General features: G+C 70.9%; 22 protein-coding genes and 1 tRNA gene. 12 read left to right on the top strand and 11 right to left on the bottom strand.

What is annotated here, in order from left to right; all coding sequences use genetic code 11:
• Nucleotides 1-216: 216 nt before the first annotated feature.
• From ACFVX6_RS03210 to ACFVX6_RS03200, 3 genes are all read left to right on the top strand, one after another.
• Nucleotides 217-1,686, top strand: a complete 1,470-nt coding sequence (locus tag ACFVX6_RS03210) for a vanadium-dependent haloperoxidase (protein ID WP_389687394.1) — start codon at nt 217-219, stop codon at nt 1,684-1,686.
• Between the two features lie 191 nt (nt 1,687-1,877).
• Entirely contained in the window at nt 1,878-2,408 is a 531-nt protein-coding gene (locus ACFVX6_RS03205; protein WP_389687475.1) for a DM13 domain-containing protein, read from the top strand.
• A 163-nt stretch (nt 2,409-2,571) separates the two neighbouring features.
• Nucleotides 2,572-3,039, top strand: a complete 468-nt coding sequence (locus tag ACFVX6_RS03200; RefSeq protein WP_389687392.1) for an SRPBCC domain-containing protein — start codon at nt 2,572-2,574, stop codon at nt 3,037-3,039.
• Nucleotides 3,040-3,054: 15 nt separating this feature from the next.
• On the opposite strand, the gene ACFVX6_RS03195 is transcribed toward ACFVX6_RS03200, so the two are convergent.
• From ACFVX6_RS03195 to ACFVX6_RS03180, 4 genes are all read right to left on the bottom strand, one after another.
• Nucleotides 3,055-4,548, bottom strand: a complete 1,494-nt coding sequence (locus ACFVX6_RS03195) for a SulP family inorganic anion transporter (protein WP_389687390.1) — start codon at nt 4,546-4,548, stop codon at nt 3,055-3,057.
• Between the two features lie 122 nt (nt 4,549-4,670).
• Nucleotides 4,671-4,744, bottom strand: a tRNA-Pro gene (locus ACFVX6_RS03190).
• A gap of 40 nt (nt 4,745-4,784) precedes the next feature.
• Nucleotides 4,785-5,474 carry a Pr6Pr family membrane protein gene (locus tag ACFVX6_RS03185; protein WP_389687389.1) on the bottom strand — a complete coding sequence of 230 codons (690 nt, stop codon included), beginning with the start codon at nt 5,472-5,474 and terminating at the stop codon, nt 4,785-4,787.
• Between the two features lie 31 nt (nt 5,475-5,505).
• Entirely contained in the window at nt 5,506-6,444 is a 939-nt protein-coding gene (locus ACFVX6_RS03180) for a metallophosphoesterase (protein ID WP_389687387.1), read from the bottom strand.
• 79 nt (nt 6,445-6,523) lie between these two features.
• On the opposite strand from ACFVX6_RS03180, the gene ACFVX6_RS03175 reads away from it, so the two are divergent.
• Nucleotides 6,524-6,985, top strand: a complete 462-nt coding sequence (locus ACFVX6_RS03175) for a GatB/YqeY domain-containing protein (RefSeq protein WP_243330535.1) — start codon at nt 6,524-6,526, stop codon at nt 6,983-6,985.
• Between the two features lie 132 nt (nt 6,986-7,117).
• Here ACFVX6_RS03175 and ACFVX6_RS03170 read toward each other — a convergent pair whose 3' ends face one another.
• Entirely contained in the window at nt 7,118-9,391 is a 2,274-nt protein-coding gene (locus tag ACFVX6_RS03170; RefSeq protein WP_389687385.1) for a transglycosylase domain-containing protein, read from the bottom strand.
• A 386-nt stretch (nt 9,392-9,777) separates the two neighbouring features.
• Here ACFVX6_RS03170 and ACFVX6_RS03165 point away from each other — a divergent pair, with 386 nt between their 5' ends.
• Nucleotides 9,778-10,128, top strand: a complete 351-nt coding sequence (locus ACFVX6_RS03165; RefSeq protein WP_250745358.1) for a WhiB family transcriptional regulator — start codon at nt 9,778-9,780, stop codon at nt 10,126-10,128.
• 28 nt (nt 10,129-10,156) lie between these two features.
• Here the strand turns inward: ACFVX6_RS03165 and ACFVX6_RS03160 are convergent, their stop codons facing one another.
• Both ACFVX6_RS03160 and ACFVX6_RS03155 read right to left on the bottom strand, forming a co-directional pair.
• Complete coding sequence (locus ACFVX6_RS03160) at nt 10,157-11,467, bottom strand: ArsA family ATPase (protein ID WP_389687383.1); 1,311 nt, start codon at nt 11,465-11,467, stop codon at nt 10,157-10,159.
• Nucleotides 11,464-12,444 (bottom strand): ArsA family ATPase, encoded by a 981-nt coding sequence (locus tag ACFVX6_RS03155; RefSeq protein ID WP_389687381.1) that lies wholly within the window; start codon nt 12,442-12,444, stop codon nt 11,464-11,466. Before ACFVX6_RS03155 ends, ACFVX6_RS03160 begins: the two co-directional genes overlap by 4 nt.
• A 76-nt stretch (nt 12,445-12,520) precedes the next feature.
• Here ACFVX6_RS03155 and ACFVX6_RS03150 point away from each other — a divergent pair, with 76 nt between their 5' ends.
• From ACFVX6_RS03150 to ACFVX6_RS03135, 4 genes are all read left to right on the top strand, one after another.
• A complete protein-coding gene (locus ACFVX6_RS03150) occupies nt 12,521-12,685 on the top strand; it encodes a DUF4177 domain-containing protein (RefSeq protein WP_112447450.1) in 165 nt (54 codons plus the stop codon).
• The gene (locus ACFVX6_RS03145) at nt 12,682-13,155 is read left to right on the top strand and encodes a RidA family protein (RefSeq protein ID WP_250745361.1); all 474 of its coding nucleotides are present in this window, start codon (nt 12,682-12,684) and stop codon (nt 13,153-13,155) included. Before ACFVX6_RS03150 ends, ACFVX6_RS03145 begins: the two co-directional genes overlap by 4 nt.
• Before the next feature lie 358 nt (nt 13,156-13,513).
• Nucleotides 13,514-14,500, top strand: coding sequence for an NUDIX hydrolase (locus tag ACFVX6_RS03140; RefSeq protein WP_389687379.1), 987 nt, complete (start codon nt 13,514-13,516; stop codon nt 14,498-14,500).
• Entirely contained in the window at nt 14,497-15,342 is an 846-nt protein-coding gene (locus ACFVX6_RS03135; protein ID WP_389687377.1) for an MBL fold metallo-hydrolase, read from the top strand. Before ACFVX6_RS03140 ends, ACFVX6_RS03135 begins: the two co-directional genes overlap by 4 nt.
• A gap of 97 nt (nt 15,343-15,439) precedes the next feature.
• On the opposite strand, the gene ACFVX6_RS03130 is transcribed toward ACFVX6_RS03135, so the two are convergent.
• On the bottom strand, nt 15,440-16,246 hold the full coding sequence (locus ACFVX6_RS03130; protein WP_389687375.1) for a nucleotidyltransferase domain-containing protein: 807 nt from the start codon (nt 16,244-16,246) through the stop codon (nt 15,440-15,442).
• A gap of 140 nt (nt 16,247-16,386) precedes the next feature.
• Nucleotides 16,387-17,061: a Crp/Fnr family transcriptional regulator gene (locus tag ACFVX6_RS03125; RefSeq protein WP_003981529.1), complete on the bottom strand. Its 675-nt coding sequence runs from the start codon at nt 17,059-17,061 to the stop codon at nt 16,387-16,389.
• 397 nt (nt 17,062-17,458) lie between these two features.
• Here ACFVX6_RS03125 and nth point away from each other — a divergent pair, with 397 nt between their 5' ends.
• From nth to ACFVX6_RS03110, 3 genes are all read left to right on the top strand, one after another.
• A complete protein-coding gene (nth, locus tag ACFVX6_RS03120) occupies nt 17,459-18,268 on the top strand; it encodes an endonuclease III (protein WP_389687373.1) in 810 nt (269 codons plus the stop codon).
• Between the two features lie 96 nt (nt 18,269-18,364).
• Entirely contained in the window at nt 18,365-19,123 is a 759-nt protein-coding gene (locus ACFVX6_RS03115) for an NUDIX hydrolase (RefSeq protein ID WP_389687371.1), read from the top strand.
• Nucleotides 19,124-19,136: 13 nt separating this feature from the next.
• The gene (locus tag ACFVX6_RS03110) at nt 19,137-20,339 is read left to right on the top strand and encodes a MarP family serine protease (protein ID WP_389687369.1); all 1,203 of its coding nucleotides are present in this window, start codon (nt 19,137-19,139) and stop codon (nt 20,337-20,339) included.
• Nucleotides 20,340-20,704: 365 nt separating this feature from the next.
• Here ACFVX6_RS03110 and ACFVX6_RS03105 read toward each other — a convergent pair whose 3' ends face one another.
• Together ACFVX6_RS03105 and ACFVX6_RS03100 are read right to left on the bottom strand one after the other, a co-directional pair.
• A complete protein-coding gene (locus ACFVX6_RS03105) occupies nt 20,705-21,673 on the bottom strand; it encodes an alpha/beta fold hydrolase (protein ID WP_389687367.1) in 969 nt (322 codons plus the stop codon).
• Complete coding sequence (locus ACFVX6_RS03100) at nt 21,670-22,128, bottom strand: phage holin family protein (protein WP_266906122.1); 459 nt, start codon at nt 22,126-22,128, stop codon at nt 21,670-21,672. Before ACFVX6_RS03100 ends, ACFVX6_RS03105 begins: the two co-directional genes overlap by 4 nt.
• Nucleotides 22,129-22,181 lie beyond the last annotated feature (53 nt).

Genomic DNA, 22,181 nt, shown 5'->3' with positions numbered 1-22,181 from the left:
CGGAAGGGGCTCGTGGTTCCTGCGATCGGCGATCTGCCGGGAGCGGGTGGACACGGGGGTCAGGGCGGTGGCGGGTTCGCGCCGTCCAGCCGGGCGGGACCGGCCATTCCGCACGGGTGTTCCGTTTTCTACAAGCGCCCGGGCCCGCCCCGGGCCATGATCGCGCCGCCACCTCCCGTGGTGATCAACACGTAGGTGATCAAAGGGAGTCGAGCCATGCCCGAGAACGTCCGCACCCCTCGTCGCACCCTGCGCAGCGCCACCCGACGGAGCGCCCTCTGGCACCGCGCCCTGGCGACCGCCGTGGTCCTGGCGGCGACCGGGACCGTCCTCGCCGCCGCCCCGCAGCCCGCCCAGGCCGCGTTGCCGGCGCAGTCGATAGCCGACCCGGTGCACTACTGGAACGACGTGCTGCAGAACGTCTTCCGCAGAGTCGGCGGCGGCCCCGTCCCCATGGCGCGCTCCGCGGCGATGATGAACGCCGCGATCTACGACGCGGAGTCCTCGTACCAGTTGAAGTGGAAGGGCAAGATCACCTCGGAGCCGTACATCAAGGCGGAGAACTACGTGGGCTGGGCCGAGGGCCCGGACGAGGAGGAGCGCGTCATCGGCCGGACGGCCTACAACATCCTCCTCGGCCTCTACGGCAACAAGCAGAGCCGCTACGCGGACCAAACGCAGTACCTCGACGCGCGCTTCCGCGAGCGATTCGGCACCGAGCCCACCGCCGGCGACTTCCTCGACCTGTCCGTGGTCGGCGCGGTGGTCAAGCAGATGACCGACGCCCGCACCGGCGACGGCTCCGACAACCCCCAGGTCTACGTCGGCGACAACAAGCCGGGCGCCTGGCGGCCGACGAGCTACCCGGACATGCCCGATGCCTCCTGCGACGAGGACAGCGACGCGATCAGCCCGTTCTACGGCCAGGTCAAGCCGTTCTCGCTGGCCTCCGGCTCCCAGTTCCGCCCCACCACCCTGACCCAGTTCGGCTCGTACGAGGCCCTGGTGGCGAGCGACGCGTACAAGCAGCAGGTCGAGGCGGTCCGCACGGCCGGCGCCGACAAGCCCACCGCGGCCACCCCGGTGATCAGCCGGACCCCGGACCAGCTCGCCGCCGCCTGGTTCTGGGCCAACGACAACAACGGCACCTACAAGCCGCCGGGCCACATGCTCCAGGCCACCCGCGAGGTCGCCAAGGCCCGTGGCCTCGGGGTCTACGCCAACGCCCGCCTCTTCGCCCTCGTCTCCCTCGCCATGGCCGACACCGGGATCGCGGTCCGCGACGCCAAGTTCGCCACGCCCATCGACCTGTGGCGGCCCGTCTCGGCGGTCCGCGAGGGCGGCCTCGACCCCCAGTGGAAGCCGCTGCTAAAGAGCCCGACGGGCGTCAACGTCAGCCCCTGCTTCCCCGCGTACGTCTCCGGCCACGCCTCCTTCGGCGGAGCCTGGGCCGGGGTCATGAAGCGCTACTTCGGCAGCGACAACATCTCCTTCGACCTCACCACCGACGAACCGCAGGCTCCGATCAAGACCCGCCACTTCACCAGCTTCAGCGCGGCCGGCAAGGAGGACGCCGACAGCCGCATCTGGCTCGGCGTCCACTACCCGTGGGACGCCACGGACGGCCTCGCCCTCGGCGAAAAGGTCGCGAACCAGGTCTTCACCACCAAGCTCCGCACCCTCTGAGTCCCTCCCGGCCGGATGCCGTAAGCCTTTCGTCATCCGGCCGGGCCTGGTCCCGCCCCGCGCCCGCGCGTTGAATGCCCATGACGGCCGGATGCCCATGATGCCCGGCCTGCCGCACGCGAGGAAGGGCCCGACGAGTGACACAGAACCAGCCGCAGAACCCGGCGAAGAAGCGGGGCGTACGCAGGCTCCTGACCGTCCTGGCCCTCCCGGCTGCCCTCCTGCTGGGCCTCGGCCTGTACTGGTTCCAGCCGTGGAAGCTCTGGCAGGACGCGACGGTCCACGAGTCCCTCCCGGCGGCGGCCCCCTCCGCGGCCGCACCCTCGGCCGCCCTCTCGCCCACCGCCTCGCCCACCGCCCCGGCGGCCCCGCAGACCCTCGCCCAGGGCTCGCTGATCAGCCACGAGCACACCACCACGGGCACCGCGAAGCTCATCCGGCTCCCGGACGGCTCCCACACCCTGCGCCTGGAGAACCTCGACACCAGCAACGGCCCGGACCTGCGGGTCTGGCTGACGGACGCCCCGGTGAAGGAGGGCACGGCGGGCTGGCGGGTCTTCGACGACGGCAAGTACGTCAGCCTGGGCAAGCTCAAGGGCAACAAGGGCGATCAGAACTACGCGATCCCGGCCGACGTGAACCCGTCCGACTACGCCGGCATCACCATCTGGTGCGACCGCTTCGACGTCTCCTTCGGCGCGGCGCCCCTCACGACCGTGTGACCGGCGACGGCCCGGAGCAGAAGAAGGCGGAGGCCCTCACCGCCCTCGAGGCCACCACGCCGGAGACGCCCGCCCTCAACGGGAAGATCGAGATCACCGGCCGCCCCCCTGGTGACACTGCCGCGGCCGGGCGGCCGCCGCCTCGTAGCGGGAGAATGCCCTCATGACGACCCCCGCGACCCCGATGGACACCGTCACGCTGGAGCGCCGCATCACGGCCCGCCCCGAAACCGTCTTCGGCTTCTTCACCGACCGGGAGAAGTGGCTGTCCTGGATGGGCGCCGACGGTACGTTCTCCTTCGAGCCCGGCGGCTCGTACCGCACCCGGGTCACCGGGGAGGACGTGGCCTCCGGCCGCTTCCTGACGGTCGACCCGCCCGCGCGGCTCGTCTTCACCTGGGGCTGGGAGCAGGGCGGCCCGCCCGTCGCGGCCGTCTCCACCAGGGTGGAGATCACCCTGGAACCCACCGACCGGGGCACCCTGCTCCACCTGATCCACAGCGGCCTGCCCACCTCGGAGGCGTGCGAGGCGCACGCGGAGGTCTGGCAGCACTACGTCGACCGCCTCGCCCTCCGCGCCGAAGGCGTCAACCCCGGCCCGGACTCATGGACGCACCAGCCCAGGGTCTGACCGTCCGGTGCCCCCTCAGTTCCCCGGCGACAGTTCGCCGCTGAGCGTTCCGTGCATGCGGGCGCTGTACTCGTTCAGGCCCGTGATCTCGACGCTCTTGCCGCGTTGGCGGTACTTCTCCTCGATGGCATCGAGTGCGGCGACGGAGGACGCGTCCCAGACGTGGGCGCCGGAGAGGTCGATGACGACCTTGCCGGGGTCGCCCGCATAGTCGAACTGCCCGACCAGATCGTTGGACGAGGCGAAGAACAGTTCGCCGGTGACCGAGTACACCACCATGCCCCCGTCGGGGTCGGTCACGGAGGTGACGTTCGCCAGGTGCGCGACCCGCTTGGCGAAGATGACCATCGCGGTGACCGACCCGGCCACGACGCCGACGGCGAGGTTGTGCGTGGCGACCACGCAGGCCACGGTCAGCACCATGACGGTGATCTCGCCGGCCGGCATGCGCTTCAGCGTCTTCGGGGCGATGGAGTGCCAGTCGAAGGTGGCGAAGCAGACCATCACCATGACGGCGACGAGCGCCGCCATCGGAATCTCGGAGACGACCGGCCCGAAGACGATGCACAGCACCATGAGGAACACGCCGGCGAGGAAGGTCGACAGCCGGGTCCGGGCCCCCGACACCTTCACGTTGATCATCGTCTGCCCGATCATGGCGCAGCCGCCCATGCCGCCGAAGAACCCGGTGACGATGTTCGCGATGCCCTGGCCGACGGACTCCCGCGTCTTCGAGGACCGGGTGTCGGTGATCTCGTCCACCAACTTCGCCGTCATCAGCGACTCCATCAGCCCGACCACCGCCATGGCCAGCGCGTACGGGGCGATGAGCGTCAGCGTGTCCAGGGTGAACGGCACGTCCGGCAGACCGGGCACGGGCAGCGACGACGGCAGGGCGCCCTTGTCCCCGACGGTCGGCACAGCGATCCCCGCGGCCACGGTGATGGCGGTGAGGATGACGATGGACACGAGCGGGGCCGGGACCACCTTGGTGACCTTCGGGAAGAACACCATCAGCCCGAGCCCGCCGGCGAGCAGCGGGTAGACGGCCCACGGCACGTTCCGCATCTCGGGGACCTGGGCCATGAACACGAGGATGGCGAGGGAGTTGACGAAGCCGACCATCACCGAACGCGGTACGAACCGGATCAGCTTCGCCACCCCGAGGGCCCCGAGCACGATCTGGAAGACACCGCCGAGGATCACAGCCGCCACCAGGTAACCCAGCCCGTGCTCACGGTTCAGCGGCGCGATCACGAGCGCCACGGCACCCGTCGCGGCGGAGATCATGGCAGGCCGCCCGCCGACGACCGAGATCACCACGGCCATCGTGAACGAGGAGAACAGCCCGATCGCCGGATCCACCCCGGCGATGACCGAGAAGGAGATCGCCTCGGGTATCAGCGCCAGAGCGACGACCAGACCACCCAACACCTCGGTCCGCAAGACCTTGGGCGACACCCACGCAGGCCGCGCGGACAGGGGAGCGGGGGAGGAAGACACGGGCACGGACCTCAGGTTCGGCGAGAACACCCGAGCCGACGGGCGGGGTGCGCGGAGAACAGTCTCCAGAGACGCAGGAAGGGCCTGACCCGCGATGCGGATCAGACCCTTGACCTGGTCTTACGAAGTCGGGGTGGCGGGATTTGAACCCACGACCTCTTCGTCCCGAACGAAGCGCGCTGCCAAGCTGCGCTACACCCCGATGTCCACCCTTGCAGCGCTTGCTGCCCTGGCGACATCGATTACTTTAGCGGACCCTCGGCCGGAGACGAAATCCGGTTTTCGCGCGGCGGGCGGTAGCGGTCCGCCGCGACCAGGGCCAGGCCGAGGGCGTAGAAGGCGAGGCCCAGGACCACCGCGTTCAGCGCGACCTTGGCGTAGCCGTACTGGGCGGCGTCGATGAAGGGGTACGTGTAGCGGCTCGGGACGCCGGGGGAGAGCAGGGCGCCGCGGATCAGCGCGAAGACCACGTAGAGCAGGGGGTACGCCAGCCACTGCGCGGCGTAGCGCGGGCGCAGGGTGCGGGGGGCGGTCAGGAAGAGGAAGTCCAGGACCGCGCCGATGGGGGTGACCGTGTGGAGGAGCTGGTTGGAGACGGCCTTCGCCCCGGAGAGCTTGTCGAGGGTCTCGAGCACGTTGAAGGGGCTCGACGGGTTGGCCAGGATCAGGTGGAAGACCAGACCGGTGATCAGGATGAAGAGGAGGACACCGCCCCGCCAGAAGGGGGCCACGTCCGGCTCGCGCCGGCGGACGCGGTGGGCGGAGAGTCCGAAGACGACCGCGACCAGGATGTTCGTCCAGATCGTGAAGAAGCTCAGGACCACGGGCACGCTGCCGTACGCGCACTCGATGACCAGGCCGGTGCCGGCCGCGGCCGCGATCAGCGCGCGGAAGGCGACGGTCGTGTGACGGAGTGCGCCGGGTGTGATCATCTTGTCAACGTACCCGGCGCGACCGCCCGCCCTAGGCCTTCGGGGTGAGCGTCAGCAGTGTCGCCTCGGGCGGGCACGCGAAGCGCACCGGGGTGAAGCGGTTGGTCCCGCAGCCCGCCGATACGTGGAGGTACGCGCGCTGCCCCTGCGTCTCGTGCGTCGAGAGGCCCTTCACCCGCTTGGTGTCCAGGTCGCAGTTGGTGACGAGCGCCCCGTAGAAGGGGATGCACAGCTGCCCGCCGTGCGTGTGGCCGGCCAGGATCAGCGGGTACCGGTCGGCGGTGAAGGCTTCGAGGACGCGCAGGTACGGGGCGTGGACGACCGCCATCGAGAAGTCCGCGTCCGCCTCCGGCCCACCCGCGACCTTCGCGTACCGGTCGCGCTTGATGTGCGGGTCGTCGAGGCCGGTGAAGGCCAGCTCCAGCCCGTCGAGCTTGAGCCGTCCCCGGGTGTTGGTGAGGTTCAGCCAGCCGGCCGCGTCGAAGGCGTCCCGCATCCCCTCCCACGGGTTGTGGACGGCTCCGACGACCGGTGCGTTGCCGTTCAGCCCGTGCCGACCCTGGGTCTTCTCGATCAGGTAGCGCCCGGGATTGCGCATCCGGGGCCCGTAGTAGTCGTTCGAGCCGAAGACGTACACGCCGGGGAAGTCCATCAAGGGGCCGAGCGCGTCGAGCACTTCCGGCACGCCCTCCGTGTCGGAGAGGTTGTCGCCCGTGTTCACCACGAAGTCGGGGCGCAGCCCGGCGAGCGACTGGAGCCAGGCGCGCTTCTTGCGCTGCCCGCCGACCATGTGGATGTCCGAGACCTGCAGGACGCGCAACGGGCGCATTCCTTGCGGGAGCACGGGGACCGTGACCCGGCGCAGGCGGAAGGACCGCGCCTCGAAACCGGCGGCATAGGCCAGACCGGCGGCCCCGGCCGCGGCGATGCCGGCGGTGACCTTCAGGGGTACTCCGTAACGCGCACGCATGCCCTCATGTTCGCAGACCCGGCAAGCACGCCGGGAAACCGGCGGGCGCCGGAGCCCCCGTACCTGGCAGACTCGGGGCATGACCACGCTCAAGGCCAAGCTCCAGGAAGACCTCACCACCGCCATCCGCGCGCGAAACGAGCTCGCCTCGTCCACGCTGCGCCTGACCCTCTCCGCCATCACCAACCAGGAAGTCGCGGGCAAGGAAGCCCGGGTGCTCTCCGACGAGGAAGTCCTCAAGGTGATCGCCAAGGAGGCGAAGAAGCGCCGCGAGGCCGCTGATGCCTTCGCGCAGGGTGGCCGTCCCGAGCAGGCCGCGCGGGAGACCGCCGAGGGCGAGTTCCTCGACACCTACCTCCCCAAGCAGCTCGGCGAGGCCGAGCTCGACGCGATCGTGGCGCAGGCCGTCGAGGAGGCCAAGGCGGCGGGCGCCGAGGGGCCGCGGGCCATGGGCGCCGTGATGAAGATCGTGAACCCGAAGGTCGCGGGTCTGGCGGAGGGCGGGCGCGTCGCCGCCGCCGTCAAGAAGCACCTGTCCTAGTACGCGGTTCCGTGCGCGGTTGCGTACGCGGTTCCCGCAAGGGAAACAGGGAGGGCCCCCACCGATCCGGATGCGGATCTGGTGGGGGCCCTCCCTCGCTTTTCGCTACGGGGCCTACGGGGCCCACGGCGCCTAGTCGCGGCCGCCGATGAACCCCGGCGGGATCGTGATCCCGCCGAGCGGGTCGTCCCCGCCGGTGCCGCCCGTGCCGCCCGTGTTCCCGCCGGTGGGGCCGGCGGCGGTCGCCCCGCCGGGCCGCCCGTCACCGGGCTTGCCGTCGCGGCCGGGCTTGGCCGGCTTGTTGGGCTTGCCGCTGGGCTTGCCGCCGGCGGCCGGGCTCGGGGTGTCGGGGATGTTCACCGTGGTGAAGCCGGGGGCCTCGCGGCCGGAGAGCGCGCCGGAGACCGCCTGCTTCCAGATCGGGCCGGGCAGGCCACCGCCGAAGACCTTGTCATAGTACTGGCCGCCGATGGTGATGTTCTCCATCGACACCTGCTTGGCGCCGCCGGAGCCGACCCAGGTCGCGCCGGACATGTTCGGGGTGTAGCCGACGAACCAGGCGTTGTAACGGCTGTCGGTGGTACCCGTCTTGCCCGCGCTCTGCCGGTCGGTCAGACCCGACTGCTGGCCCGTACCGGAGTCGACCACGCCGAGCAGCAGCGTGTTGATGGTGTCGGCGGTCCGCTCGGTCATCGCGCGGCCGCACTTGGACTTCGGCACCGTCAGCGCCTTGCCGTGCGAGTCGGTGATCGACTCGATGGAGACCGGGGTGCAGTACACGCCGCGGTTGGCGAAGGTGGCGTAGGCGTTGGCCATGGTCAGCGGGGACATGCCCTCACTGCCGAGTGCGATGGCCGGGACCTCGGGGAGCTTGGCGCCGTTGGCCGGGATCACGCCGAGCTTGGTGGTCATCTCGGTGACGGGGCACAGGCCGATCTCGGAGATCATCTCGACGAAGTAGGTGTTGACCGACTTGGCCATCGCCTCCTTCATCCCGTACGGGCCGACCTCGGACTCGGTCTCGTTCTCCACCTTCGCGCTGCCGGTGTTGACCCAGGGCTTGTCGCCGCAGGTCCGCACCGGGCTCGGGTAGTCCATGTCGTACGGGGACTGGTACATCTTCGTCGGCGGCAGCCCGCCCTCGAGGGCCGCGGCCGCGACGAACGCCTTGAAGGTGGAGCCGGTCGGGAAGCCGAAGTTCGAGCCGCCCATCTTCTTGTCCACCGAGAAGTTGATCTGGGTCTCGTTCTTGCCGAAGCCGTACGGCTTGGACTGGCCCATGGCGAGGACCCGCCCGGTGCCGGGCTGGACGAGGGTGACGGCCGTCGCGACCTTGTCGTCCTGGTCCACGTGGTCCTTGATGGACTCGTTGACGGAGTCCTGCGACTGCGGGTCCAGGGTCGTGCGGACCGTCAGGCCGCCCTGGTTCCAGACCTTCGCCCGCTCCTCGCGGGTCTTTCCGAAGGCGGTGTCGTCGAGGAAGGTGTTGCGCACGAAGTCGCAGAAGAAGCCCGCGCCCTTGACTGCGGTGATGCAGCCGTTCTTCGGCTTGGTCACCTTCAGCTGGAGCGGCTTCGCCTTCGCCGCGTCCGCCTCGGCCTGCGAAATGTTCTTCACGTCGGCCATGCGCTGGAGGACGATGTTGCGGCGCTTCGTCGCCTCCTGCGAGTCGTTCACCGGGTCGTACCGGCTCGGCGACTGCACCACGCCCGCCAGCATCGCCGACTCGTCCAGGGTCAGGTCCTTGGCGGGCTTGCTGAAGTAGCGCTGGGCCGCGGATTCGATTCCGTACGCCTGCTGCCCGAAGTACGTGATGTTGAGGTAGTTCTCGAGGATCTTCTGCTTCCCGAGCTCCTCCTCGACCTGGATCGAGTACTTCAGCTCGCGGATCTTGCGCCCGAGGCTCTTCTCCTGTGCCTCGCGCACCTTCGTCTCGTCGTCGCCGGCTTCCTCGACGAAGACGTTCTTCACGTACTGCTGCGTCAGCGTCGATGCGCCCTGCGCCGCCCCGCCCTCCTGGGCATTGCGGTTGACCGCACGCAGGATGCCCTTGAGGTCGATCGCGCCGTGTTCGTAGAAACGGGAGTCCTCGATCGCGACGATGGCCTTCTGCATGTACGGGGAGATGGCCGTGATGGGGACCACCTGCCGGTCACGCGAATAGACCGTGGCGATCAAGCCACCCTCGGAGTCCAGAATCGTGGTGCGCTGGCTCAACGGAGGTGTCTTGAGATTGGCCGGGATCTCATCGAACCCCTCGACCGTGCCCTTGGCCGCGAGCCCCAGGGCGCCGGCGCCCGGGATCGCGATGCCCGCGAGCACAACTCCGGAGAGAACGGACACACCGAGGAACTTGGCGGCCTGCTGTGGCCCCGTGAGCCCGCCGCCCGAGCGCTTCTTTCCCATAGAGGGCAGCCTACGTTCTCATTCGCCGGACACGCGCGAATGCCTTGGCCTAAGCTGTCCCCAACTGTCACAGCAGTGCGGTGGGACATCAACCCCTCGGCTTGTTTTTCACCCTTCCCGAATGGGGTGGACGCATGTCCGAATCTCGCCTCCTGTGATCAGCATGCCTCGTCGATTTCACCCAAATCGCCGGAATGGTCGGGCATGTCGCAGGATCACTCCGTCGGGTGATCTGCCGCTTACCCATAGTCCGTTCGGACCATTCAAGATTGGGCCCGTCGGGGGTGTTGCACTGTGCCCACCTTCCGTAACGTCCTCAACTGGCAGCGGTGAATATGCCGCTACCGCCGTGGGGGAGCCTCGATTCGGGAGAGGACGGCGCCGGGATGGGCTGGGTTACCGACTGGAGTGCGCAGGCAGCCTGCCGCACTACCGATCCGGATGAACTGTTCGTTCAAGGAGCGGCACAGAACAGGGCCAAGGCGGTGTGCACCGGATGTCCGGTGCGGACCGAGTGCCTGGCCGACGCGCTCGACAACCGTGTCGAGTTCGGAGTGTGGGGCGGAATGACCGAGCGGGAGCGACGTGCGCTGTTGCGCCGGCGTCCCACCGTCACCTCGTGGAGGCGACTGCTCGAAACCGCACGCACGGAGTACGAGCGCAGTACGGGCATCCTCACCATGGATGACGATGAGGAGATCGGTGTTCCGTACGAGACGTACGCGGCAGCCGGGTAGACCACCTGGGCACCCGTCGTAGGAACGCCTACGCTCCGGCCGGAACCCCGGCCGCGAGTCGCTCTCCGATGGCCCGCAGCCCGGCGAGGTCGTGCACGTCGCCGGGCAGGGCGGCCACTTCGGCCACCGCCACCTCGGGGTGCAGCGAGGTGAAGCGGTCACGCGTGCGCTGTTCGCGCGCGATGACCTGCATGCGCTCCGCGTGCAGGCGCAGCAGTCCTGCCGTGATCACGTCCACGTCGGCGTCCGCGCCGGCGTCTACGGTGTCGGCGCCGATCTCTCGCTCGGTGCGGGCGGCGGTGTCGGTGTCCGTCTCCGTGTCGGTTTCCGTGGAGTCACGAAGTCCAGCTTTCCCGGACTCCTGATCCACAATGCCGCCTTCTTCAAGATTCTCCGCGGCGGCCAACGCCCGCTCCGCGGAGAGCTGTTCGGCGTCGCTGCCATGTACCCGGTTCAGTACGAGCCCGGCCAGCGGCATCCGTTCCGCGGCCAGCCGCTCGACGAAGTACGCGGCCTCGCGCAGCGCGTCCGGTTCGGGCGCGGAGACCACGAGGAAGGCCGTACCGGGAGCCTGGAGGAGCTGGAAGGTCGCGTCCGCGCGGGTGCGGAAGCCGCCGAACATCGTGTCCATGGCGGCCACGAAGGTCTGTACGTCCTTCAGCAGCGAGGCACCCATCAGCTTGCTCAGCGTGCCCGTCATCATCGACATGCCGACATTGAGGAACTTCATCCCCGCCCGGCCGCCCACCTTCGCCGGAGCCATCAGCACCCGGATGAACTTCCCGTCCAGGAAGGACCCCAGGCGCCCCGGCGCGTCCAGGAAGTCCAGCGCGGACCGGCTCGGCGGGGTGTCCACCACGATCAGGTCCCAGTCGTCCCGGGCCCGCAGCTGCCCCAGCTTCTCCATCGCCATGTACTCCTGCGTGCCCGCGAAGCCGGCCGACAGGGACTGGTAGAAGGGGTTGGTGAGGATGGCCTGCGCCCGTTCGGGGTCGGAGTGGCCCTCGACGATCTCGTCGAAGGTCCGCTTCATGTCGAGCATCATGGCGTGCAGTTCGCCGCCGTCCCCGGACACCCCGGAGACCTTGCGGGGGGTGTTGTCGAGCGAGTCGATCCCCATCGACTGGGCCAGCCTGCGTGCCGGGTCGATGGTCAGGACGACCACCTTGCGCCCGCGCTCGGCCGCCCGCACCCCGAGCGCCGCGGCGGTGGTGGTCTTGCCGACCCCGCCCGCCCCGCAGCACACGATGATCCGGGTCTGCCGGTCGTCCAGCAGTCGGTCGACGTCGAGCCGCGGGGGAGCGTCCATCGTCGCCTTCATGGTCCGGGCCTCGCTCATTCCTCGCCCACCTGCTTCCGGAGCTCCGCGGCGAGCCCGTAGAGCCCGGCCAGGTCCATCCCCGCACCGAGCAGGGGGAGTTCGTACGTCGGCACGTCCAGCCCCGCCAGTACGGTGCGCTGGGTGCGCTCCAGCTCCACCCGGCTCGCGTGCTCCGAGGCCTGCGCGAGCAGCGGGTCCACCAGCCGTTCGGCCAGACCGCCGCGCCGGGCGCTGCCGAGGCCGGCCCGGGACAGCGCCCGGGAGACATCGGAGCGCCGCTCGCCGGCGGCGGCGCGCAGGGCGTCCTCGTCGAGGTGGTGCGGCCGGACCATGTTGACGACGACCCGCCCCACCGGCAGGCCCGCCTGCCGGAGTTCGGCGATCCCGTCGGCGGTCTCCTGGACGGGCATCTCCTCGAGCAGGGTGACCAGGTGCACGGCCGTCTCGGGGGACTTGAGCACCTTCATGACGGCCTGCGCCTGGTTGTGGATCGGCCCGAACCGGGCCAGGCCCGCCACCTCGTCGTTGACGTTCAGGAAGCGGGTGATCCGCCCGGTCGGCGGAGCGTCCATGATCACGTGGTCGTAGACGAAACGGCCGGCCTTGTCCTTGCGCCGGACCGCCTCGCAGGCCTTGCCCGTCAGGAGCACGTCCCGCAGGCCCGGCGCGATGGTCGTCGCGAAGTCGATGGCGCCGAGCTTCTTGAGGGCGCGGCCGGCCGAGCCGAGCTTGTAGAACATCTGGAGGTAGTCCAGGAGCGCCCGCTCCGCGTCGATGGCGAGCGCGTAGACCTCCCCGCCGCCCGAGGCGACGGCGATCTTCCGGTCCTCGTAGGGGAGCGCCTCCGCCCCGAAGACCTGGGCGAGGCCCTGCCTGCCCTCGACCTCCACCAGAAGAGTCCGTCTGCCCTCGCGTGCGAGGGCGAGCGCGAGTGCCGCGGCGACCGTGGTCTTGCCGGTGCCGCCCTTGCCGCTGACCACCTGGAGCCTGCTCACAGGGCCCGAGCCTAATTCCTCCCGGGCGGCGGCGGTGGTGGCGGGGCCCCGCACGGCAGGCACTACGCTCGCTCCCATGACCAAGAAGTTCGAATACGCGACCGTCCCGCTGCTGGTCCACGCCACCAAGCAGATCCTGGACACCTGGGGCGAGGACGGCTGGGAGCTCGTCCAGGTCGTCCCCGGGCCGAACAACCCCGAGCAGCTCGTGGCCTACCTGAAGCGGGAGAAGGCGGCATGAGCGGAGTCGTCGAGGCGAGGCTGGCCGAACTCGGCCTGACCCTGCCCGAGGTCGTCCCGCCGCTGGCCACGTACCAGCCGGCCGTCCGGTCGGGTGCCTACGTGTACACCGCGGGCCAGCTCCCGATGGTCAAGGGCAACCTGCCGGTCACCGGCAAGGTCGGCGCCGAGGTCTCGGCGGAGCAGGCCAAGGAACTGGCCGCGACCTGCGCGCTGAACGCGCTCGCCGCGGTGAAGTCCGTCGTCGGCGACCTCGACAAGATCGCGCGCGTCGTGAAGGTGGTGGGCTTCATCGCCTCCGCCCCCGACTTCACCGCCCAGCCGGGCGTGTTGAACGGCGCGAGCGAGCTGCTGGGCGCCGTCCTCGGCGACAAGGGCGTCCACGCCCGCAGCGCGGTCGGCGTGGCGGTCCTCCCGCTGGACGCCCCGGTCGAGATCGAGATCCAGGTCGAGCTGGTCCCGGGAGCCTGACGAGCCTGACCTCAGCGTCTGCCCCGGAGGGGCTGAATCTTGCCCGCAGGGCAAATTCAGCCCCTCCGGCGTTTGCTTTTCAGCCGTCCGGCGTTTGAGGACCGGGGTCTGGGGCGGAGCCCCAGGGTCTTTGCGGGTCCGGGCAGCGCCCGGGGAACGGTGGAAGGGCGGGCCGGGGACTTCGCCCCGCGCAGCGGCAAGGGTCGCTGCGGGGACTTCGCCCCGCGCAGCGGCAAGGGTCGCTGCGGGGACTTCGCCCCGCGCAGGCGGCACCTCCGCAGCCGGGCAGCGCCCCCGCGCAGCGGGGTCTCCGAGGGCACCCCTCGAACATCGGCCCGGATGGCCGTAGCATCCCGCCATGCCGAATGGTCAGTACGGTCAGCAAGAGACCTCCGCAGGAGGTCAGTGGTACCCGCCGGAGTGGCCCGACCGGATCCGCGCGCTCGCGGACGGCGCGCTCACCCCGACGGAACCCAGGCGCGCCGCCACCGTGATGCTGCTGCGCGACACCCCCGACGGCCCCGCCGTGCACATGCTGCGCCGCCGGGTCGAGATGGCCTTCGCCGGAGGCGCCTACGCGTACCCCGGCGGCGGCGTGGACCCCCGCGACGAGGACCACCGCATCGGCTGGGCCGGCCCGAGCCGTGCCGAGTGGGCCGAGCGGATGGGCACCGACCCCGCCACCGCCCAGGCGATCGTCTGCGGAGCCGTCCGCGAGACCTTCGAGGAGGCCGGGGTCCTGCTCGCGGGCGAGTCCGCGGACACCGTCGTCGGCGACACCACCGGCGAGGACTGGGAGGCCGCCCGCGCGGCCCTGGTCGCCCGTGAGCTGTCCTTCGCCGAGTTCCTCGACCGCCGGGGCCTCGTCCTGCGCTCCGACCTGCTCGGCGCGTGGGCCCGCTGGATCACCCCGGAGTTCGAGCCGCGCCGGTACGACACCTGGTTCTTCGTCGCGGCCCTCCCCGAAGGCCAGCGCACCCGCAATGCCTCCACCGAGGCCGACCGCACGGTCTGGATCCGTCCCGCCGACGCCGCCGCCGGCTACGACAAGGGCGAGCTGCTGATGATGCCGCCCACCATCACCACCCTGCGCTCCCTGGAGCCGTACGGGAGCCCCGCCGAGGCCCTCGCCGCGGCCGGGGCCCAGGACCTGACCCCGGTCCTCGCCCGGGCCGCCCTGGAGGGCGGGGAGCTCGTGCTCAGCTGGCCGGGCCACGACGAGTTCACCAAGCGCGTCCGCCTCACGCACCCGGGCCCCGCCCGGCCCGCCCCGGCGGAGCCCGGCAGCGAGAAGCCCGCTCCGGCGGAGCCCGGCCCCGAGAACCCGGGAGGAGCCCCCGCATGACGGATGCCGCCGCCCTGCCCGGCCAGCCCCGCGGAATGGTCGCCTCCGGACCGGCCACCGCCCGCGCGGTGAACGTCCTGGCCCCGAACGCCTCCCCGATGACCCTCGACGGCACCAACACCTGGCTCGTCTCCGAGCCCGGCTCCGACCTGGCCGTGGTGATCGACCCCGGCCCGCTGGACGACGTACACCTGCGCGCGGTGATCGACGCCGCCGAGAAGGAGGGCAAGCGGGTAGCGCTCACCCTCCTCACCCACGGACACCCGGACCACGCGGAGGGCGCGGCCCGCTTCGCCGAGCTGACCCGGTCTAAGGTCCGCGCCCTGGACCCGGCCCTGCGCCTGGGCGACGAGGGCCTGGCCGCCGGGGACGTCATCCGCACGGGCGGCCTGGAACTGCGCGTGGTTCCGACGCCCGGCCACACCGCGGACTCGCTCTGCTTCCACCTGCCGGCCGACCGGGCGGTCCTGACCGGCGACACGATCCTGGGCCGCGGCACCACGGTCGTCGCGCACCCCGACGGGCGGCTCGGCGACTACCTGGACTCCCTGCGCCGGCTGCGCTCGCTGACGGTCGACGACGGGGTCCACACGGTCCTCCCGGGGCACGGGCCGGTCCTGGACGACGCGCAGGGCGCGGTGGAGTTCTACCTCGCCCACCGGGCGCACCGGCTCGCGCAGATCGAGACGGCGGTCGAGAACGGCCTGACCACCCCCGAGGCGGTCGTCGCCCACGTCTACGCGGATGTGGACCGGTCCCTGTGGCCGGCCGCGGAATGGTCCGTACGCGCACAGCTGGAGTACCTGACGGAGCACGGGCTGATCCCCGGGAACCCGGAGTGAGCGGGCCGCGGGCGCGCTAGGGCCTGTCGTCAAACTCCCTTCTGCCTCGCCCTTCTGCCTCGCCCTTCGGGCGACGACGGGAGTTTGACGACAGGCCCTAGGCCGGACGGGGCGTCTTCGTCCCGTGCCGGGCCGTGTACTCGTCCGCGAGCCACGGCCCGAGGTCCTCGACGTAGGCGCGCAGCACGGCCGGGTCGGCGACCGGGTCCAGCGCGGCGGCGGCCGCGGCCCGCATCTGGTCGGCGCGCTCGGGGTAGTACTGCGCGAACACCTCCGCCGACTCGGTGAGGTCGCTGGTCCAGCCGCCCCACCGCGGCATGACGAGGGTGAACCCGGTCCGCACGAGGTGCCGCGAGACGCCCCTGCACAGCTTGCGGTACTCCTCCGGCGTGGCCGCCTCCCGGATCCGCTCGCGCACCCGGGGCAGCAGCTCGGCGAGGTCGCCGTTGGTCTCGCGGGCGAGCAGGCCGTCCGGTCGGTAGCGGGGCAGGTGCTCGGCCAGGTCCGCGCCGAGCAGCGGGGTGCACAGGCAGGCGAGGAACCAGCCCAGGTCGTAACGTTCCTGCTCGCTCAGCAGCCGGTCCTTGCCGTACAGCAGGATCCCGACCCCGTCGATCTCCGCGAACTCCTCGTCGAGGCTGCGCGCCAGTGCCTCGGTGGTGTCGCGGTCCTCCCCGCCGGGTGCGTGCTGCAGGGCGATCAGCAGGTCCAGGTCGGACCGCCCGGGCCGGGCCGTGCCGCGCGGCACGGACCCGTACAGGTAGGCGCTGTGCAGCCGTCGCCCGTACGCCTCCGCGATCCGCTCCCGCGCGGCGGCGACGAGCCCCCGGAACTCGGCCTGCACCTGCCCGAGCGAGCCTTCGCGCTCGAAGTACCCGTACGCGTCGAGGCCTCTGTGCTCCATGGGTCCACTGTGCACAATCCAGCCTCTCCGGCGTTCGAGGCACGGGGGTTCGGGGGCGGAGCCCCCGCAACGGCGCCGCAGGAACACGCAAAGGGGCCCCGCCCGACCGGGCAGGACCCCTCAAACGGCTAAGACCAGCGTCAGCGTGACCGCTTCGCGAGCCGCTCCACGTCCAGAAGAATCACCGCACGCGCCTCCAGGCGGAGCCATCCGCGTCCCGCGAAGTCGGCCAGCGCCTTGTTCACGGTCTCGCGCGACGCGCCGACGAGCTGGGCCAGCTCCTCCTGCGTGAGGTCGTGCACGACGTGGATGCCCTCCTCCGACTGCACGCCGAAGCGGCGCGACAGGTCGAGGAGCGCACGGGCCACGCGGCCCGGAACGTCGGAGAAGACCAGGTCGGACATCTGGTCGTTGGTCTTGCGCAGGCGCCGCGCGACGGCGCGCAGCAGCGCGGTCGCCACCTCGGGCCGGGCGTTCAGCCAGGGCTGGAGGTCTCCGTGACCCAGACCCAGCAGCTTGACCTCGGTCAGCGCGGTGGCGGTGGCGGTGCGCGGGCCCGGGTCGAACAGCGACAGCTCGCCGATCAGCTCTCCGGGGCCGAGGACGGCCAGCATGTTCTCGCGGCCGTCGGGGGAGGTGCGGTGCAGCTTCACCTTGCCCTCGGTGACGACGTAGAGCCGGTCACCGGGGTCGCCCTCGTGGAACAGGGCGTCACCACGTGCGAGGGTCACCTCGCCCATGGAGGCGCGGAGCTCCGCGGCCTGCTCGTCATCGAGCGCCGCGAAGAGCGGGGCACGCCGCAGTACGTCGTCCACGAGTCTCTCTCCTATGTCGACCAGCCGGGGGATCGCTCCCCCATTTTGCCGGACGGCTCAAACAGTGCGATCAATCACGTTCATCACAAGGATGCCGGACGTACGGGTGTGCTGTGCGGCGAGAGGCCGATCGGGGTGGTGTTACCTGAGGTCCGGGGCCGTCGTCGTCGCCGTGTCCCGGACCGGCCGGGTGTCCAACAGGCCGGTGAGAGCACAGGCCAAGGGGTCCGGGGGAGTGACGACCACAGCAAATTCAGCCGTGGGCGAACACGCCCCGGTGGGAGCCCTCCCGGAGCAGTCACCCCCGCTTCCGGGCAAAACTTGGGCCAAGAAACCCCGGCCGGGCGGAGGTCACGTCCGGCCACGGGCGGAGGGCTGTGCGGCGTAGCCTTCGGGGATGGCAGAGAGCAAGGTCAAGAAGGCCGGGGCGAAGCCGGAGAGCCATCTGGCGATGGTGCGGCGGGCGCGCAGGATCAACCGCGAGCTGGCGGAGGTCTACCCGTACGCACACCCGGAGCTCGACTTCCGCAACCCCTTCGAACTGCTGGTCGCCACCGTCCTGTCCGCGCAGACGACCGACCTGCGCGTGAACCAGACGACCCCGGCCCTCTTCGCCGCGTACCCGACCCCCGAGGACATGGCCGGAGCCGATCCGGAGGCGCTGGAGGAGATCATCCGGCCGACCGGGTTCTTCCGGGCCAAGGCCAAGTCCCTGCTCGGCCTCTCGCAGGCGCTGCGCGACAACTTCGGCGGCGAGGTCCCGGGCCGGATCGAGGACCTGGTGACGCTGCCGGGGGTCGGCCGCAAGACGGCCAACGTCGTCCTCGGCAATGCCTTCGGCGTTCCCGGAATCACGGTCGACACCCACTTCGGGCGGCTGGTGCGGCGCTGGAAGTGGACCGAGCAGGAGGACCCGGAGAAGGTCGAGGCGGAGATCTGCGCGATCTTCCCGAAGAGCGAGTGGACGATGCTCTCGCACCGCGTCGTCTTCCACGGCCGCCGGATCTGCCATTCCCGCAAGCCCGCCTGCGGGGCCTGCCCGATCGCACCGCTCTGCCCGGCCTACGGGGAGGGCGAGACCGACCCGGAGAAGGCGGCGAAGCTCCTGAAGTACGAGAAGGGCGGCCAGCCCGGCCAGCGCCTGAGCCCGCCCCCGGACTACCCGGGCCTCCCGGCGCCCGCCCGGCCCGGCCCGGTGGACGCCTGAGCCCGGCAGCGGAGCCGCACCCGCAAGGAACGAATCGGTACCCGCCCCGCGTTTTGCGGAACGTGGGGAAACGCAGTAGCACGGACAGGGGTGCCTATGAGTGAGGCCACGCAGAACCGCCGGACGGGCGCCGCCGCGCAGGAGGACCCGTACGACGGGCGGTACGACACCCGGCGCGGCCGGCGCGGAAGCATCGACCTGCGCACCCACGGACTGCCCGACTGGCTGGACCCCGTCGTCGAGGCGGCCCGGACGGTCCGGCCCACCCAGCTCAGCCGGTTCCTGCCGCCGGAGGACGGCCGCGGCCGCCAGTCCGCCGTACTGATCCTCTTCGGCGAGGGCCCCCGCGGCCCCGAGCTGCTGCTGATGGAGCGCGCCGGCACCCTGCGCTCGCACCCCGGCCAGCCCTCCTTCCCCGGCGGCGCCCTCGACCCCGAGGACGGCGACCCGCGCACCACCGGCCCGCTGCGCGCCGCCCTGCGCGAGGCCGAGGAGGAGACCGGTCTGGACCCGGCCGGGGTCCAGCTCTTCGGGGTGCTGCCCCCGCTCTACATCCCGGTCAGCCAGTTCGTCGTGACCCCGGTGCTCGGCTGGTGGCGCGCCCCCAGCCCGGTCGGCGTGGTCGACCCGGCCGAGACCGCCCGGGTCTTCACGGTGCCCGTGGCCGATCTCACGGACCCCGAGCACCGGGTCACCGTCGTCCACCCCAGCGGATTCCACGGCCCGGCCTTCACCGTGGAATCGGCTCTGGTCTGGGGTTTCACCGCCGGAGTGATCGACCGGATCCTGCACTTCGCCGGCTGGGAGCGCCCCTGGGACCGGTCTCGGGAAGTCCCGCTCGACTGGCGCGCATGAGACGGTGGGCCCTGTGAACGTGCTGGACATCTTGTTGCTGCTCGCCGCCGTATGGTTCGCGATCGTCGGCTACCGCCAGGGGTTCGTCGTCGGCATCCTGTCGGTGATCGGCTTCCTCGGCGGTGGTCTCGTCGCCGTGTCCCTGCTGCCCCTGATCTGGGACCGGGTCACCGACAACGGCACTCAGGTGTCCACCACGGTCGTCGTCATCGCCGTGGTCGTGATCATCATCTGTGCCTCGATCGGCCAGGCGCTGACCACCCACTTGGGCAACAAGCTCCGGCGCTACATCACATGGTCCCCGGCCCGCGCGCTCGACGCGACGGGCGGCGCCCTGGTGAACGTGGTGGCGATGCTGCTGGTGGCCTGGATGATCGGTTCCTTGCTCGCCGGTACGTCACTTCCCACGCTGGGCAAGGAAGTCCGCAACTCCAAGGTGCTCCTCGGCATCGACCGGGTGCTCCCGACGCAGGCGGACACCTGGTTCTCGGACTTCAGCTCCACCCTGGCCCGCAACGGCTTCCCGCAGGTCTTCAGCCCGTTCTCCAACGAGCCGATCACCGAGGTCAAGCCGCCGGACCCGCTGCTCGCGCGCAGCCCCGTGGCCGAGTACGCCAAGCAGTCCATCGTGAAGGTGGTCGGCACGGCGCCCTCGTGCAGCAAGGTGCTGGAGGGCACGGGCTTCGTCTTCGCGCCGGGCAAGGTGATGACCAACGCGCACGTCGTCGGCGGGGTCGCCGAACCGACCGTGCAGGTCGGCGGCGAGGGCAAGCTCTACGACGGCAAGGTCGTGCTCTACGACTGGGAGCGCGACATCGCCGTCCTGGACGTGCCCAAGCTGAAGGCGCCCGCGCTGGAGTTCACCGACAAGGGCGCGGCGAGCGGCAGCGACGCCATCGTGGCGGGCTTCCCGGAGAACGGCTCGTACGACGTCCGCGCGGCGCGAGTCCGCGGCCGGATCAACGCCAAGGGCCCGGACATCTACCACCGCGGAACCGTGCGACGGGACGTCTACTCCCTCTACGCGACGGTCCGGCAGGGCAACTCCGGCGGCCCGCTGCTGACGCCCGAGGGCAAGGTGTACGGGGTCGTCTTCGCGAAGTCCCTCGACGACCCCAACACCGGTTACGCCCTGACCATGGACGAGATCCGCGAGGACATCCGGATCGGGGCGACGGCGAACGGGCGGGTCGGCAGCCAGGGCTGCGCCCTCTGAGCCCTACGGGAGCCTTGAGGGGCTCCCGTAGCGCTGCCGGGCCCCGTGGCCCCGCCGACTACCGGAGCCCCTGTCGGGCCCTGTCTACGTACGTTGGTGCCTGAGCCGGGCGGAGACCCAGCGGGCCCGCCGGCGCAGGATGCGCGGAATCCCGAGTCGGGGGTCGTCGTGGCCTTCGCGGCCCTGCCCCCTGTGCGTGCCCGGCGTGACCGTCGAGCGGCGTTCGTGTGCGGTGTCACCGTAGTCGTGCGTCCAGCCCATACTCCGAGCTGTGCCCGGGGCCCAAGGTCGGTAATCGCGTTGAGGGCGGCCAATTGGCCTATGCGTCAGGCAATTGAATGCTTGTCATATAAACGGCTGTCGACTCAGCGGTCGGGCTCGGGATCCTTCAGCCAGTTGACCAGCTCGGTCGAGAACGCCGCCGGGTCCTCCTCGTGGGGGAAGTGCCCGAGCCCGTCGAAGAGCCGCCAGCGGTACGGGGCTTCGACGTACTGCCCGGACCCCGCCGCACTCCGCGTCCGCATCACCGGATCGAGCGAGCCGTGCAGGTGCAGCGTCGGCACGCGCACCGGCCGCTTCATGCGCCGGTTGAACTGCAGGCCGTCGGGCCGGGCCATGGACCGCATCATCCAGCGGTAGGGCTCGACCGAGCAGTGCGCCGTGGAGGGGATGCACATCGCGCGCTGGTACACCGCGACGTCGTCCTCCTCGGGGAGCCGCGGCCCCGACCAGTCCCGGATCAGTTCGCCGACGAGCGCCCCGTCGTCGGCGACGAGCTGCCGCTCGGGCACGAACGGCCGCTGGAAGCCCCAGATGTGCGAGCTGGCGCGGGTCTGCCCGAAGTCGGACAGCATCGCGGACCGCCAGCGGCGCGGGTGCGGCATCGAGGACACCACCAGCCGGCGCACCAGCTTCGGCCGCATCACGGCCGCCGTCCAGGCGAGGTAGCCGCCCAGGTCGTGCCCGACGAGGGCGGCGTCGGGCTCGCCGAGGGACCGTACGACCCCGGTGATGTCGAGCGCCAGGTTGGCCGGGTCGTAGCCGCGCGGGGTGCGGTCGCTGCCGCCCACCCCGCGCAGGTCCATCGCGACCGCCCGGTAGCCCGCGTCGGCCAGCGCGGTCATCTGGTGCCGCCACGTCCACCAGAACTGCGGGAAGCCGTGCAGGAGCAGCACCAACGGTCCGTCACCCAGCTCGGCGACGTGGAACCGCGCCCCGTTGGCCGCGACGTCCCGGTGCGTCACTTCTCGCCCGCCGGGGATGGCGATCCGGACCGCCGTGGCGGCGGTGGGGGGCGTACCGGACGTGCCGGAATCCGACGAGGGGGAGGTCATGAGGACGAGCGTGCCACACCCACGGCGTTGTCACTGACCGACCGGGCATGGGGCTTGACGGTGCCGACGAGGGCCGCGGTCTCCTTGACCGAGGCGATGGTCTTCACCGGCGGCTTGATCTTCTTGAACTTCGCCATGGCGATCAGCCCGATCACGCCCGCGAGCAGCCAGAACGCCACGCCGACGATCAGGAAGGACCAGGCCAGCCCGAGCCCGAGGTTGTGGATCCCGTACGCCGCCGCGAAGCTCAGCACCGGCAGCGAGAAGAGGAGGAGCACGCCCGCGACGATCGCGGCGCCGCTGCCGATGCCCGCGCGCTTGACGTCCTGCTTGATCTCCACCTTGGCGAGGGCGATCTCGTCGTGCACCAGGGCGGACATCTCGGCGGTGGCCGAGGCGACCAGCTGGCCGAGTGTGCGCTCGGCTCCTGGGGCCCCTTGGTCCACTGCGCTCATCGCTCTCTCCCTCTGTCGTCCGATTGCGACGGCTGTCCTGTCGTCAGGTCAGA

Source organism: Streptomyces sp. NPDC058289 (genome assembly GCF_042880975.1).
Taxonomy (GTDB): domain Bacteria; phylum Actinomycetota; class Actinomycetes; order Streptomycetales; family Streptomycetaceae; genus Streptomyces; species Streptomyces stoeckheimensis.
This window is presented reverse-complemented; position numbering and strand designations above follow the sequence as displayed.

What these genes read in the sequence shown, in the direction of transcription:
- ACFVX6_RS03210 (WP_389687394.1), top strand. Translation starts at nt 217, where the DNA reads ATGCCCGAGAACGTCCGCACCCCTCGTCGCACCCTGCGCAGCGCCACC.
- ACFVX6_RS03200 (WP_389687392.1), top strand. Translation starts at nt 2,572, where the DNA reads ATGACGACCCCCGCGACCCCGATGGACACCGTCACGCTGGAGCGCCGC.
- ACFVX6_RS03185 (WP_389687389.1), bottom strand. Translation starts at nt 5,474, where the DNA reads ATGATCACACCCGGCGCACTCCGTCACACGACCGTCGCCTTCCGCGCG.
- ACFVX6_RS03180 (WP_389687387.1), bottom strand. Translation starts at nt 6,444, where the DNA reads ATGCGTGCGCGTTACGGAGTACCCCTGAAGGTCACCGCCGGCATCGCC.
- ACFVX6_RS03175 (WP_243330535.1), top strand. Translation starts at nt 6,524, where the DNA reads ATGACCACGCTCAAGGCCAAGCTCCAGGAAGACCTCACCACCGCCATC.
- ACFVX6_RS03170 (WP_389687385.1), bottom strand. Translation starts at nt 9,391, where the DNA reads ATGGGAAAGAAGCGCTCGGGCGGCGGGCTCACGGGGCCACAGCAGGCC.
- ACFVX6_RS03165 (WP_250745358.1), top strand. Translation starts at nt 9,778, where the DNA reads ATGGGCTGGGTTACCGACTGGAGTGCGCAGGCAGCCTGCCGCACTACC.
- ACFVX6_RS03160 (WP_389687383.1), bottom strand. Translation starts at nt 11,467, where the DNA reads ATGAGCGAGGCCCGGACCATGAAGGCGACGATGGACGCTCCCCCGCGG.
- ACFVX6_RS03150 (WP_112447450.1), top strand. Translation starts at nt 12,521, where the DNA reads ATGACCAAGAAGTTCGAATACGCGACCGTCCCGCTGCTGGTCCACGCC.
- ACFVX6_RS03145 (WP_250745361.1), top strand. Translation starts at nt 12,682, where the DNA reads ATGAGCGGAGTCGTCGAGGCGAGGCTGGCCGAACTCGGCCTGACCCTG.
- ACFVX6_RS03140 (WP_389687379.1), top strand. Translation starts at nt 13,514, where the DNA reads ATGCCGAATGGTCAGTACGGTCAGCAAGAGACCTCCGCAGGAGGTCAG.
- ACFVX6_RS03135 (WP_389687377.1), top strand. Translation starts at nt 14,497, where the DNA reads ATGACGGATGCCGCCGCCCTGCCCGGCCAGCCCCGCGGAATGGTCGCC.
- ACFVX6_RS03130 (WP_389687375.1), bottom strand. Translation starts at nt 16,246, where the DNA reads ATGGAGCACAGAGGCCTCGACGCGTACGGGTACTTCGAGCGCGAAGGC.
- nth (WP_389687373.1), top strand. Translation starts at nt 17,459, where the DNA reads ATGGCAGAGAGCAAGGTCAAGAAGGCCGGGGCGAAGCCGGAGAGCCAT.
- ACFVX6_RS03115 (WP_389687371.1), top strand. Translation starts at nt 18,365, where the DNA reads ATGAGTGAGGCCACGCAGAACCGCCGGACGGGCGCCGCCGCGCAGGAG.
- ACFVX6_RS03105 (WP_389687367.1), bottom strand. Translation starts at nt 21,673, where the DNA reads ATGACCTCCCCCTCGTCGGATTCCGGCACGTCCGGTACGCCCCCCACC.
- ACFVX6_RS03100 (WP_266906122.1), bottom strand. Translation starts at nt 22,128, where the DNA reads ATGAGCGCAGTGGACCAAGGGGCCCCAGGAGCCGAGCGCACACTCGGC.